A 12,846-nucleotide genomic window follows, 5' to 3' on the forward strand; every position below is an offset into this window, starting at 1 on the left:
GCGTCGAACGCATGTGGTGCAGGCTCAAGGACTTCCGGCGCGTCACAACCCGCTACGACAAGCTCGCCCGGAACTACCTCTCGACCGTCCTCATCGCCGCAACAACCGCATACTGGCTCAATTGAGTCCGGACCCTAGCGGCCGTTACTGAGTGCGCTTGCCGTCTGCCGCGAACTGCTTGAGATAGGCGACGAGATTGGCGATCTGGCCTTCATTGCGAAGGCCCGCGAACACCATGCGCGTGCCGGGAGTGACCGCGCGCGGATCGCGGATATAGGTCGCGAAATTCTCCTCCGACCAGACCTTCTCGGCAACCGCCGGCGTCTTGTAGGCCGGCGAGTAGTTGAAGCCCTGCACAGAGCCGGCCTGACGGCCGAACAGGCCATTGAGCTGCGGCCCGACGGTATTGCGCGCGGTTTCGCCGACCTGATGGCATGCCCGGCACTGGGCGAAGACCCGTTCACCGGCGGCGGCATCGCCCGCCGCGGGCGCGGCGGCGGGAGCAGCCGGCGCCGGTGTCGGGGATTGTGCGAGGACGAGAGGGGTTGCTGCGGTCAGGCCGAGAATGGCGGCGGCGAAAACGGCGATGCGCATCGATGATGTCCTTCGGGCTATTCCCCGGGAGGCGCACCGCCTCCCGGCATTGGTCGCGACGATCGGGGGCGTCCGCGCTATAGCATGGCGCGCCAACGCCGGCACCGTATCTCAGGTGAACATGTCGGCGATGATGCCGGCATACCACCCCATATTCTCCTCCTGGGTCTGCTTGCGCAGCGCGGCATCCTCGCCGGTCTTGGAGATGAAGGTCTCCACGGCGGCGATCTTGCCGTCCTTGGCCTCGTAGCGGCCGCCGACCTTCACGGTATCGTCGGTCTCGATGAGGCTCCAGCAGGTATTGGTATAGCGCGCCGGGAACGTGCGGGCATTCACGAGCTCGCCGCGCACCATCAGCGCCGCGACCTTGGCCTGGCTGTTGGCCGAGAAGCCGGATTTCGGCATGTCGCCGGCGATCGACGCATCGCCCAGCACGTAGATATTCGCGTCGGCCGACGATTTCATGCTCGCCGGATCGATCGGGCAATAACCGGAGGCATTGGCAAGACCCGCATCACGCGCGATGGCGCCCGCCCATTGCGCCGGGATGACGTTGACCAGCGCGGCGTTCGAATAGGTCTCGAAGCCCGTGACCACCGTGTTGGTCTTCGGGTCCACCGACTTGATGCCGTCATGCACCTTCGGGCCGATCCACTCGACGAGGCCCGGATAGTGCTTCTCCCAGCCTTCCTGGAACAGTCCCTGCTTGGAGAAGCTCTCCTTCGGGTCCAGCACGATGATCTTGGAGCGCGTCTTGCCGGCCGCCTTCAGCGCGTGCGCCATCATGGACACGCGCTCGTAGGGGCCGGGCGGGCAGCGATAGGGATTGGGCGGCGCGATCATGACGATCACCCCGCCATCCGGCACCGCATCGAGCCGCGCCTTCAGGAGTTGCGTCTGGGGACCTGCGCGCCAGGCATGAGGCATGGTCTCCTCGTGCTCGCGACCCCAACCGGGGACGGAGTCATATTTCAGGTCGATGCCCGGAGAGAGAACGAGGCGGTCGTAGCCGAGGCGGGAACCATCGGCGAGCACGACCTCCTTCTTCTCGCGATCGACCCGCGTGGCCGCCTGATGGTTCATCCGGAAGCCGTGGGCGGACGAAACCTTGTCGTAGCCGTGAGTGATCGACTCGAACGAGCGGTAGCCGCCGAGATAGAGGTTCGAGTGGAAGCAGGTGGTGAACTGCCGCTGCGGCTCCACAAGGACGACGTCGATGCCGCCGGCGCTGTCCTTGGCGATGTATTTGGCGGCCGTCACGCCGCCCGGTCCGCCGCCGACCACGACGACGCGGGGCTTGGCCTGGCCGAGCACGGCCGGGGCATGGAGCGCCGTGGCGCCGAAAGCCGCCGAAGTGGCCAGAAACTGTCTGCGATTGAATGTCATGATGTCCCTCCTGATGTTCTTTCGCCTCAACCCACCTTCAGATAGGCGAAGCCCTTGCTTTGCAAGGCCGCGACGGTCGCGACCCCCGACGGGACGAAGGAAATGAACGCGGCCTTGCGGACCTTGGCGCGGTCGAGATTCAGCCGCTGGAAGGTGATGTCACAGAGATGGACCCTGAGGCCGTTGCTGGCCTGCGCCGTGACCCGATCGAAGACGCCGAGCGCGGCGGCGTCATTCTGCCACGGGGTGCCCTCGAGCGTTTCGAGGAAGAACTTCACGCCGGCGCCGTGGGCGACGATGGCGAGCTGCAACTCCAGCGGATTATTGCCGTGGGCGGAATAGTGATTGCCGATATTGGTGATCATCTGCTGGAACCGCGGCGTCTCGCCGAAGTCGCAGTGATACAGGCAGGCGATATCCGCCTCCTTCTTCAGCTCGGCAAGCGACAGCGCCGGGGTCGCGCCCGTCGCCGATGCGGCCGAAGCCGATGCGGCGAGCGTCAGCCCGCCCAGAAGCAATCGTCTGTCGAGATGGAGCCTTCGGTCGATGTCGGACATGCGGCGTCTCCTTGTTTCAGCCGGCCGCGACAATGGACTAACGTTGCGGGATGAGACTTCCAAAATAGGCTGCGAGTGCAGCAACTTCCTCCTCCGACAGCTGTCCCGCAATAGTCTGCATGATCTGGCTGTCCCGTTCGCGGCGCTTGTAACTTGCCATCAGGGCGACGAAGGCGTCTTCCGGCAAGCCGACGATGGCCGGGACCGCGCCATCCTGCCGGCCTGAGATCTGGTGGCAGGTGACGCATTCCGACGACAGATATTCGCCGAGCGTGCGATCGCCGCGCGTCTGCGCCGATGCCGGCTGAGCCGCGCAGGTCAGCATGGCAATCGCCAGCGCGGGGGAACGCCGGCGAACCGTCATTCGACCCTCGGTCCGGCGGGCCGGTCGCCCGGCGTGACATCGATGACGCGGGCACGACCCGTGACGCGGGCCGGCCCGGGCCGGCAGTTGGTCATGCAGGGGTTGGCCCGCCAGAACGCGCGTTCGGTCGTCTCGCGGTCGTCGTCGTAGAAGCCGCCGGCATTCGGCAGCCGCACCGAGGTGAAGTTCTCGCGGCTCAGCTCGAAGGTCTCCGGCACGACGTCGTTGAGGAACAGGAGATAGGCGGTCAGGGCGTAGACCTCGTCGTTCGACAGCGACTGCGCATTGCCATAGGGCATGGCCCGCCGGACATAGTCAAAGGTCGTCGACAGATAGGGCCAGAACGAGCCGAGGGTCTTTTCCGGGTTTTCGCCGGTCAGCGAGCCCCGGCCGCCGGCCAGAACCGGCCAGCGGCCAGCGCCTTCGCCGAATTCGCCATGGCAGGCCGCGCACTGGGTCTGGTAGATTTCCTCGCCCTGCTTCACCGTGCCGCGCCCCGCCGGCAGGCCCTGGCCGTCCGGGCGGACAGCGATGGACCAGGCGGCGACCTCGGCCGGGTGCGCCTCGCGACCGAGGCCGGTCTTGGCCGGCGCCTGCACGGCGGGACGCTGCGGCTGCGCCGGCCGCTGCTGCGCCAGAACCATCGTCGCACCGCCGGCCATCGCGAGCATCGCGGCGGCGGCGAGAAGCTTAGCCGACCTCGACATTCTCGGTCTCCCCGTTCGGGCGCACCAGCCAGGTCTGGATGCCATTGTTATGGTAGATCGAGTTGGTGCCGCGCACCCGGCGCAGCTCATCCTTGGTCGGCTGCACGTAGCCGGTCTCGTCCATGGCGCGGGACTGGATCATCAGCTCTTGGCCGTTCCAGTCGAAATCGACGTAGAAGCGCGTCAACGACAGCGGCATGACCGGCCCGTCGATCCGCGCCGTCCGCCAGTTGCGGCCGCCATCGAGCGACACGTCGACACGCTTGATCGCGCCACGGCCCGACCAGGCGAGGCCGGTGAGCACATTCGGCCCCTTGTGCCTCAGGGGCGCCTGCGGCGAGGGATTCGTCACCACGGATTTCGCGTCCATGATGAAGGTGAAGCGGCGCGAGCGACCATCGGCGAGCAGGTCGGTATATTTCGACGTCTCCTCGCGATGGTGCCAGGGCTGGTCGCCGACCTCGATCCGGCGCAGCCACTTCACCCACATATTGCCTTCCCAGCCGGGCACGACGAGGCGCAGCGGATAACCCTGCTCCGGGCGCAGCATCTCGCCGTTCATCGTCCAGACGACGAGGCAGTCCTTCAGCGCCTTGTCGAGCGGGATCGACCGCGTCATGCCGGAGGAATCGGCACCTTCCGCGAGCAGCCACTTGGCGTTGGTCCTGAGGCCGGCCTCGTCCAGCAGGCTCTTCAGCGGGATGCCGGAATACCAGACATTGTGAACCATGCCATGGGTGAACTGGCAGCCGTTGAGCTGCGCGCCGCGCCATTCCATGCCGGAATTGGCGGCGCATTCGAGGAAGTAGGCGCGATTCACCCGGCCGGGAAAGCGCTTGAGGTCGTCGAGGGTGAAGACCATCGGCTTGTCGACCAGACCGTTGATCATCAAGCGATGCTTGGCGGGGTCGATTTCGGCAATTCCACCGTGATGCCGCTCGAAGCACAGGCCCGACGGCGTGATGATGCCATCGAGCTCGTGCAACGGCGTGAAGTTGACCGAGGATTCGCGGCTGGCGGTCAGCCATTCCACGTCGCGCCGGACGACATGCTTCTCGAACTGGGAGGGGCTGCCATAGGGCCGCGCCTGCACGCCGTCGCCGAGCGTGCGCGCCCAGTCCTGAACGTCGGTGATCAGGGGTTCGGGCGCGGCCGGCGGGGCCGCCGAGGCACGCGGCGTGCCGGCAACCACACCGGCACCGGCCAGTCCCGTTGCGGCAAGGAAGCCGCGCCGATTCAACGTCGCTATTTCGCGAGGCATGGTAGCCTCCCTGGGATCAAGGGCTTTGCTCATGCGCCCGTCACCTTCACCGCCGTGTTCGGCTCGATGCGGATGGTCTTCTGGCGCGCCACATGGGCTTGCACGATCTCCCAGATCGGCGGCCCCTGCGTCGCTTCGTTGACGCTGGCCCAGCCCGCAACGGTGTAGGCCTTCGATGCCTCCAGCGGCTGGCCGGTCTTGAGCAGCGTCAGCCCGGATATCCGGCTGCCCATCGATGCCGAGACGTCGATCGCGTACCCGACGCCGCCGACGCGCACCATGTCGCCACCGCCCTGAAAATACGGATCCGGGTGGAAAATATTGTCGGCGACATCCTCGAGGATCTCCTTGAGCTGCGCGCCGGTCATCTGCATCCGGTAGCATGCCGGATAGGTGATCGCGGTGGCGTTGGAGATGGCCTCGAAAGTGATCGGGTCGCCCGGCAACAGCGTGCCGCCCCAGCGGAAGCCCGGCGATAGCGCGATCTCTGCGTCGCGCTCCGCCAGCATGGCCTGCGCGATCAGGTCGTCGAACGTGCCGTTGAAATTGCCGCGCCGGTACAGAAGGCTGTCCGTGCGACCGACCTCGCGTGACAGTTCCGCGGCAAACGGCGCGCGGATCGTATCGATCAACGTCTTCACCGCAGGATCCGGCACGATGGCGTCCGAGAAGACCGGCATCAGCTTGTAGCGGAAGCCGGCGATCTTCTTGGCGCGAATGTCGAGATCGAGCCGCGACACGAACTTGCCGTGCGAACCGGAGGCGATGAGCAGAGTATCGCCGACCCGCTCCGCGCCCGGCATGGCGTCATGTGTATGGGCCGTGAGAATGACATCGATGCCCTTCACGCGGCTCGCGAGCTTGGCATCGACATCGTAGCCATTGTGCGACAGCAGCACGACGACATCGGCGCCCTCGGCGCGCGCTTCCTCGACCTGCTTCTGAACGTCATCCTCGCGCAGGCCGAACTCCCATTTCGGAATCATCCAGCGTGGATTGGCGATGGGGGTGCGCGGAAAGGCCTGGCCGATGACGGCGATCCTCGCGCCGCCCTTCTCGAACATCTTGCGCGGCGCGAAGACCGGCTCCTGCCATTCGTTGTCGCGGATGTTCTGCGCGAGGAAAGCGACCTTCGATTTCTCGGCGAGCTCCTTGACCCGCTCCTCGCCATAGGTGAACTCCCAGTGCGAGGCCATCGCATCGGTGCCGAGCGCTTCCATGACGCCGGCCATGTCCTGACCCTTGGACTTCAGCGAGGTCCAGGAACCCTGCCAGGTGTCGCCGCCATCGAGCAGCAGCACCTTGTCGGCGCCGCGCTCGGCGCGCACCGCCTTCACCAGCCGGGCGACGCGGTCCATGCCCCCCATCCGGCCATAGGTCTTCGCCAGTTGCGTGAAATCGTCGGCGGTTAACGCGAAGGCATCCGCCGAACCGGCGGCGATCCTGAAATGCGCGCGAAAGGCCGCGTCGGTCAGGTGTGGTGGCTTGCCCTTGGCATCCCCGACGCCGAGATTGACCGAGGGCTCGCGGAAGTGCAGCGGCACCAGCTGGGCGTGGATGTCGGTGACGTGCAGGATCGTCACCTGTCCCACTGGCTCGAAGCGCAGGATGTCGGCTTCGGTGAACCGCTGCTGCGCGGCCGCGCGGCCGAGCGGCCCGAGCCCCGAGGCAAGGCTCAGCGCATGGGCAGCCGCCGTCGCTTGCAGGAAATGCCTGCGCGAGATCATCGTCATATCCTGTTCTGGATGCGGATGCGGTCCGGGCGCGCCTTCGCGCCGCCCGGAAAGCCCTTAGCTCACCGTGATCCGATTGGTCGCGGTGTATTCGGCGCCGTCATCGTCCTTCCAGACCATCTTCAGCTCGCCGTTCTCGGTCGGCTTGAAGAAGAAGGACTGATAGGGATTGGCCGAGATGGCGGGGTGCCATTCCGCCTCGAAAACCGGCTTGCCGTTGAAGGTGGCGGTGAAGCGGTTGATGATCTTGCGCGGCACCGGCTTGCCGTCGGAACCGCGGCGCTGGCCGCTTTCCATCTCGTGCGAGATCAGCGTCTTCACCTCGACGATATCGCCGGCCTTGATGTTGCCGGGAACGCGGACGCGGGGGGTCGGTCTGGTGGACATGGCGCTAAACCTCCCTCAGCCGCCGCAGCCGCCGATGGTGACTTTCACCTCGGCCTTGGTGGTGAACAGCGCGCCGTTGGACATTTCGGCGACCGCGATGATGTTCTGCGTCTGGGCAAGGCGCATGCGGGTCGAGGCCGAGGCGCGGCCGGCCGCGGGCGAGAACCTGAAGCTCAGCACGCCCGGCAGCGGATTGCCGTCGGCGAACACGTGCACGGCCTTCACATAATCCTGCTCGGTCATCGGGCTCTCGACCTCGACCGTGATCGGCACGACGAGGCCGTTCTCGGCGATCTGCGGCACGTCGAGCTTCACCCGGCCCTCGGCCATGGTCTTGCCGTCGAACAGTTTCTTGAGCTCGGCTTCGACCGCCTTGGCGTCGGCCCGCGCCAAATCCGGGCCGATCACCGCTGCCGCGGCTGCCAGCGCCGCAAGGCGCAGAACCGCGCGCCTCGTGCGGGGAGCATGTGGACCCGCCATCGGGACCTCCTTGATGTTTCCCTCATTGAACGCGTTTCACTGGAACCGTTCAATGTTGTTCTTGACGGCGCAGTTCTGCGACTGCACGCTTAGACATATCGATATATCGTTTTTCGTGAATGTAAAGCGCGAAAGACGATCGCATGCGGATCGCCCCGGCAGAGGGCGACCGGAACGGATGACAGGGAGGATTGCGATGCGCCGGATGGGGTGGATCCTCGCCGTGGCGGCCGTGGCGGCCACATGCGCGGGGATTGCGGGGGTGACCGCACAGCCGCAGGACGACAGCGAGCGCGAGATAGAGCGCTATCGCGCCATGATCAACGATCCCATGGCCAATCCCGGCTATCTCGCGGTCGATCGCGGCGAGGCCCTGTGGGGTCAGGCCCGCGGCACGAAGAATGTCTCGCTGGAGACCTGCGATCTTGGTGAAGGGCCGGGCAAGCTCGAAGGCGCCTTCGCCAGGCTGCCGCGCTTCTTCGCCGATGCCGACAAGGTCATGGATCTCGAGCAGCGGCTGCTCTGGTGCATGGACAAGATTCAGGGCCTCGACACCGCCGATGTGATTCGCCGCCGCTTCTCCGGTCCGGGCCGCGCCTCCGACATGGAGGATCTCGTGGCCTTCATCGCCAACAAGTCGAACGGCATGGCCATCCAGCCGCAGACCACGCACCCTCGCGAGCGCGAGATGCTGGCCATGGGCGAGGCCATGTTCTACCGCCGCGCCGGCGTCATGGATTTCTCCTGCGCAACCTGCCATGCCGAGCCCGGCAAGCGGATTCGGCTGCAGGGCCTCCCCGACTTCTCGACGCCCGGCAAGGCCGCGCAGGAGACGATGGGCTCCTGGCCGACCTACCGCGTCTCGCAAAGCGCGCTGCGTACCATGCAGCATCGTCTCTGGGACTGCTTCCGCCAGCAGCGCTGGCCGGAGCCGAACTACGGCGCCGACGGGCTGACCGCGCTCACCATGTATCTCAACCAACAGGCGGCGGGCGGCGAGATCAACGTCCCCTCCATCAAGCGCTGAGCGAGGCGGCCATGAAGCTCTTTCGTTTCGCCCTCGCCGGTGGCCTGCTGATCGCCGCCACCTCCGCCATCGCACAGGACCGGCCGCAGGCCGATGCCGCCCGCATCGACACGATGATGCGCGCCATGTTCTCGCGCGTATCGCCGGAATGGCAGGCGCGCGCCCGGCTCGACGACACCCAACGCGCCTGCACCGAGCGCCGCAACCAGGTTTCGGCCGCGGAGGCCGACGCCATCCAGGCGCGTGAGCGCGCCACCGTCGTCCTGCCGCCCGACGGCAATTTCCTCGGTGACTGGCGCAAGGGCTTCCAGGTCGCCAATAACGGCCGCGGCGGGCAGTTCTCCGATCCTGCCGGCACGGTGGCGGGCGGCAATTGCTTCGCCTGCCACCAGATGGACCCGAAGGAGGTCAGCTACGGCACGCTCGGCCCGAGCCTGGCGGCCTATGGGCGGGACCGGAACTATGATCCCGAACTGATCCGCGACGCCTATATCAAGATCTACAATTCGCAGGCTGCGGTCGCCTGTTCCAACATGCCGCGCTTCGGTGCGATGAAAGTGCTGACCATCGACCAGATCAAGGACGTCCTCGCCTATCTGTTCGACCGGCAATCGCCCGTGAACCAGTGAGCATCAGGTCGCGGCTGACTAGGCTTCGTCGATAGGTTATATATCGATTATGGAATATGTCCGCCGCCTCGCTCTTGCCCTGCTCCTGATCGGGTCGCTCGCGCCGTCCGGCGGCGCGCGCGCAGCCGAGCTGCTCATGTTCGAACGCGCCGGCTGCCCCTGGTGCGCCCGCTGGAACCGCGAGGTCGCCCCCGGCTATGTCCGCTCGGAGGAAGGCGAATATGCCCCGCTTCGGCGGATCGATCTCGACCGCGAGAGCCATCCCCGCGATATCGCCTTCAAGACACCGGTCCGGTTCACGCCGACCTTCGTGCTGGTCGATCAGGGCCGCGAAATCGGCCGGCTGATCGGCTATATCGACGCGGCGACGTTCTGGGGCCTGTTCACCAAGATGGTCCGCGACCATCGCGAGGGCCGCGAGCCAGCGCCCCATAACGCCCCGATCGGGGGAAGGTCCGGCTGATGACCGCCATCGTCCCGAAGGCCGTCGAGGAAGCGCTGCGGTCCGGCGAAGAACATTCGCCGGAGCTCGAGACGCTGATGCGCAATGCGCGTGACGCCAGCGACTTCCTGAAGGCGCTCAGCCACGAGAGCCGCCTGCTGCTGCTCTGCCTGCTGGCCGAAAAGGAGCGTTCCGTCGGCGAACTCGAGAACATCCTCTCGCTGCGCCAGCCAACCGTCTCGCAGCAGCTCGCGCGCCTGCGTTTCGACGATCTCGTCACCACCCGCCGCGACGGCAAGACCGTCTATTACAGCCTCGCCAACGAGCATGTCCGGCAGGTGATCGGCGTCATCTACGACATTTTCTGCAAGGGCGGCTCCAAGACCGCCTCCTGAACGACGAGCGGAACGGGGCCGAATCGAGCCCCGATGGGAGGAATGATGATGGGTCTGCCGGCCCTTGCCGTCGGCATGATCGGGCTTGCCGTGGGCCTTGCGGCGGGCTTCACGGTCCAGCGCGCCCGGCTCTGCACGTTCGGCGCGGTCGAGGACGCGCTGGTCGGCGGCAGCTGGCGCCGCCTGAAGGCATTCGGACTGACGCTCGGCATCGCCATTCTCGGCACGCAGACGCTCGTTCTCGCCGGTTTCGACCCGACGACCACCACCTACATCCCCAGTCGTTTCGCATTGGCAGGCGCGCTCGCCGGCGCGATCATGTTCGGGCTCGGCATGGCGCTGGTCGGCACCTGCGCCTTCGGATCGCTCGTACGCCTCGGCACCGGCGATCTGCGAGCGCTGGTCACGCTGATGGTTTTCGGCGCGGTAGCCTATGCGGCGCTCCGCGGCGCGCTTGCGGGCCTGCGCATCGACGGGATCGAGCGTCTTGCCTTGCCCATGCCACAGGGCGTCGCGGGCAGCATTCCGAACATCGTGGACACCGGCACGGGGTGGAGCCTCGCCCTGCCGCTGAGCCTGGCCGCCGCCGCCTTCCTTCTGGTCGCCGCCGGCCGCGATCAGCGCCTGCGCCATTCGCCACGCCTCGTCACCGCCGCGGTCATTCTCGGACTTGGCGTCGTGACCGGCTGGGCCACGACCGGCCTCCTTGCCGATCCCTTCGCGGACCAGATCCGCGTCCAGAGCCTGACCTTCGTCGCACCTGTCGCGCGCGCCCTCTACGGTCTCGTCGCCAATGACGGCAGCCTGCTCGATTTTGGCGTCATGACCGTCTTCGGCGTCGCGCTCGGCGCCGGCACCTCCGCCCTGTGGGCGCGGGAATTCCGCTGGGAGGCTTTCGACGATCAGCGCGAGATGCGTCGTCATCTGCTCGGCGCCGTCCTGATGGGCCTCGGCGGCGTCCTGGCGGGCGGGTGCACGATCGGTCAGGGCCTGACCGCCGGCTCGCTGCTCGCCATTTCCTGGCCGATCACGGTCGGCGGCATGGTGCTTGGCGCCCGCATCGGTATCGCCATTCTCGTCGAGGGCTCGCTGACCGACTGGCTGCGCGCGGCGTTCAGCCGCTCCCGCGATGAGCGCGAGCCAGCCGAATAGGCATCAGGCCGGCACGTAGCGGAAGGCGCTGCCGGCAATCTCGACCCGGCCGATGCCGCCCTTCGGCAGATGATAGGCCGTGAACGGCAGTTTCTCGGCGGCGAGCCTGTCCATCAGCCGCCGACGGCTCGCAGCGGCCCTGTCGCCCTCCTGGTCGAGGCCCGTCGCCCAATCCGGCCGGGCAAAGGACACGACCGGGTGGGTGAAGGCATCGCCGACGATGACGAACGGCTCGCCGCCAAGCCTGACCTCGAAGGAAACGTGACCGGGCGTATGGCCTGGCGTGTCGATGGCCGCGACGCCCGGGATCACCTCGTCGCCGGGCTTGAAGCGCTTCAGCTGCGGTTCCAGCGCCTTCAGCACGCGTTGCGCGCCGGCGGCAAAGGCCTGCCGGTCCTCGGGGAGCTTGGAGAACACGTCCGGTGCGAACCAGAAGTCCCATTCGCCCTGCGACAGGTGATAGGTTGCGTTCGCGCAGGCCGGCGTGTCGAACTCGTCGAGTGCCCCCCAGAGATGGTCGGGGTGGGCGTGGGTCAGCAGGACATGCTTGACCTTCGCCGGGTCGATGCCCGCCGCGCTCATCGAGTCCGGCAGCGCGCCTGTCGTCGGCAGGAAGTTCTTGCCGGCGCCGCAGTCGAACATCACGACCTCATCGCCCTTTGTCACGGCCGGCACGTTGAGACTGTTGGTCACGACATCGGTCGGCAGGCCCGCGCCCGTCAGGAGGGCTTCCACCTCCGCGCGCGGAGCCGCGCGTGCGAGGAACGTGCCCGGCAGCGTGATCGACCCGTCGGACAGGATGGAGAGCTTCGCCGAGCCGAAAGCTGCCGTGGCGGTCTGCGCCGAAGCAGCGCCCGTGCCGACAGCGAGCGCCGCAGCCGAGCCCAGAACCGCTCGCCTCGATAGCCCAGCCATCGCCGCCTCCTATCCGCGCGAACCGAAGATCGCGCTGCCCACTCTGACATGGGTCGCGCCCATGGCAATGGCCACGGGATAGTCAGCACTCATGCCCATGGAGATGACCTTGAGGCCGTTGCGCCGCGCGATCGTCGTCAGCAGCGCGAAGTGCGGCGCGGGCGGCTCGTCGGCAGGCGGAATGCACATCAGCCCCTCGACGGCGAGCCCATACTGCTCGCGACAGGCCTTGACGAAGGCGTCCGCCTCCTCGGGCACGACGCCCCCCTTCTGCGGCTCCGCGCCGGTGTTCACCTGCACCAGGAAGCGCGGCGCGCGCGTCCCGCCAGCCTTCTGGATCTCCTTCTGCAGTTCGCGGGCGAGCGAGGGGCGATCCAGCGTCTCGATCACGTCGAACAGCCCGATCGCCTCCTTTGCCTTGTTCGACTGCAGCGGCCCGATCATATGGACCTGCGCATCGGGATAACGCTGTCGAAGCTCCGGCCACTTGGCCTTGGCGTCCTGCACATAATTCTCGCCGAAGACGCGCTGCCCGGCCGCCAGGACCGGCTCGATCGCCTCGGCCGGAAAAGTCTTCGACACGGCGACGAGCGCGACCGAACCGGCAGGCCGTTTCGCATCCGATTCGGCTTTGGCGATGGCGTCTTTCACCCCGGCGAGGCGGGAAACGGCGTCTGACATGCTGGAGGCTCCCGAACAGGCCTCCCGGCTATCACGAGCCTCGGCCGCGAGCCACCCTTCGCGCCGGTCGCTGATGCGCGGCAGCCCACCGAAGCCCGGCAAATCCTTGACCCGTCGACACCTTTCGTGTGTTGTC

At 66.8% G+C, this 12,846-nt stretch carries 16 protein-coding genes and 1 pseudogene; 6 read left to right on the forward strand and 11 right to left on the reverse strand.

The features are described from left to right. Positions 1-125 (forward strand): annotated as a pseudogene (locus tag JNK84_RS22025) (IS5/IS1182 family transposase); the annotation flags it as partial. Between the two features lie 19 nt (positions 126-144). On the opposite strand, the gene JNK84_RS22030 reads toward JNK84_RS22025, so the two are convergent. The 9 genes from JNK84_RS22030 to soxY all read right to left on the reverse strand — a co-directional run bounded on the left by JNK84_RS22030 (position 145) and on the right by soxY (position 7,469). Beyond that, the gene (locus JNK84_RS22030; RefSeq protein ID WP_293428290.1) at positions 145-594 is read right to left on the reverse strand and encodes a c-type cytochrome; all 450 of its coding nucleotides are present in this window, start codon (positions 592-594) and stop codon (positions 145-147) included. A 111-nt stretch (positions 595-705) separates the two neighbouring features. Further along, entirely contained in the window at positions 706-1,980 is a 1,275-nt protein-coding gene (locus tag JNK84_RS22035) for an NAD(P)/FAD-dependent oxidoreductase (RefSeq protein WP_293428291.1), read from the reverse strand. A 26-nt stretch (positions 1,981-2,006) separates the two neighbouring features. Continuing rightward, positions 2,007-2,537, reverse strand: coding sequence for a DsrE family protein (locus JNK84_RS22040; RefSeq protein WP_293428293.1), 531 nt, complete (start codon positions 2,535-2,537; stop codon positions 2,007-2,009). 37 nt (positions 2,538-2,574) lie between these two features. After that, positions 2,575-2,901 (reverse strand): c-type cytochrome, encoded by a 327-nt coding sequence (locus JNK84_RS22045; RefSeq protein ID WP_293428295.1) that lies wholly within the window; start codon positions 2,899-2,901, stop codon positions 2,575-2,577. Further along, complete coding sequence (locus JNK84_RS22050) at positions 2,898-3,608, reverse strand: c-type cytochrome (protein ID WP_293428297.1); 711 nt, start codon at positions 3,606-3,608, stop codon at positions 2,898-2,900. Before JNK84_RS22050 ends, JNK84_RS22045 begins: the two co-directional genes overlap by 4 nt. After that, a complete protein-coding gene (gene soxC, locus JNK84_RS22055) occupies positions 3,592-4,869 on the reverse strand; it encodes a sulfite dehydrogenase (protein ID WP_293428299.1) in 1,278 nt (425 codons plus the stop codon). The genes JNK84_RS22050 and soxC overlap by 17 nt, the downstream gene beginning before the upstream one ends. Before the next feature lie 29 nt (positions 4,870-4,898). Beyond that, entirely contained in the window at positions 4,899-6,596 is a 1,698-nt protein-coding gene (soxB, locus tag JNK84_RS22060; protein ID WP_293428301.1) for a thiosulfohydrolase SoxB, read from the reverse strand. Between the two features lie 63 nt (positions 6,597-6,659). After that, entirely contained in the window at positions 6,660-6,989 is a 330-nt protein-coding gene (gene soxZ / locus JNK84_RS22065; protein WP_293428303.1) for a thiosulfate oxidation carrier complex protein SoxZ, read from the reverse strand. 15 nt (positions 6,990-7,004) lie between these two features. Further along, complete coding sequence (gene soxY, locus JNK84_RS22070; RefSeq protein WP_293428305.1) at positions 7,005-7,469, reverse strand: thiosulfate oxidation carrier protein SoxY; 465 nt, start codon at positions 7,467-7,469, stop codon at positions 7,005-7,007. A 196-nt stretch (positions 7,470-7,665) separates the two neighbouring features. On the opposite strand from soxY, the gene soxA reads away from it, so the two are divergent. The 5 genes from soxA (at position 7,666) to JNK84_RS22095 (ending at position 11,114) form a co-directional block, all read left to right on the forward strand. Further along, positions 7,666-8,496, forward strand: a complete 831-nt coding sequence (gene soxA / locus JNK84_RS22075) for a sulfur oxidation c-type cytochrome SoxA (protein ID WP_441343288.1) — start codon at positions 7,666-7,668, stop codon at positions 8,494-8,496. Between the two features lie 11 nt (positions 8,497-8,507). Then, positions 8,508-9,125: a sulfur oxidation c-type cytochrome SoxX gene (soxX, locus tag JNK84_RS22080; protein WP_293428307.1), complete on the forward strand. Its 618-nt coding sequence runs from the start codon at positions 8,508-8,510 to the stop codon at positions 9,123-9,125. A 136-nt stretch (positions 9,126-9,261) separates the two neighbouring features. Further along, the gene (locus tag JNK84_RS22085) at positions 9,262-9,588 is read left to right on the forward strand and encodes a thioredoxin fold domain-containing protein (RefSeq protein WP_367272382.1); all 327 of its coding nucleotides are present in this window, start codon (positions 9,262-9,264) and stop codon (positions 9,586-9,588) included. Then, positions 9,588-9,962 carry an ArsR/SmtB family transcription factor gene (locus JNK84_RS22090; protein ID WP_293428311.1) on the forward strand — a complete coding sequence of 125 codons (375 nt, stop codon included), beginning with the start codon at positions 9,588-9,590 and terminating at the stop codon, positions 9,960-9,962. Before JNK84_RS22085 ends, JNK84_RS22090 begins: the two co-directional genes overlap by 1 nt. Before the next feature lie 48 nt (positions 9,963-10,010). Then, the gene (locus JNK84_RS22095; RefSeq protein ID WP_293428313.1) at positions 10,011-11,114 is read left to right on the forward strand and encodes a YeeE/YedE family protein; all 1,104 of its coding nucleotides are present in this window, start codon (positions 10,011-10,013) and stop codon (positions 11,112-11,114) included. Positions 11,115-11,117: 3 nt separating this feature from the next. Here JNK84_RS22095 and JNK84_RS22100 read toward each other — a convergent pair whose 3' ends face one another. Continuing rightward, on the reverse strand, positions 11,118-12,029 hold the full coding sequence (locus tag JNK84_RS22100) for an MBL fold metallo-hydrolase (RefSeq protein ID WP_293428315.1): 912 nt from the start codon (positions 12,027-12,029) through the stop codon (positions 11,118-11,120). A gap of 9 nt (positions 12,030-12,038) precedes the next feature. Beyond that, complete coding sequence (locus JNK84_RS22105) at positions 12,039-12,710, reverse strand: YggS family pyridoxal phosphate-dependent enzyme (protein WP_293428317.1); 672 nt, start codon at positions 12,708-12,710, stop codon at positions 12,039-12,041. Between the last annotated feature and the right edge of the window lie 136 nt (positions 12,711-12,846).

The sequence above is a fragment of the Phreatobacter sp. genome, from assembly GCF_016793595.1.
Classification (GTDB): Bacteria; Pseudomonadota; Alphaproteobacteria; order Rhizobiales; family Phreatobacteraceae; genus Phreatobacter.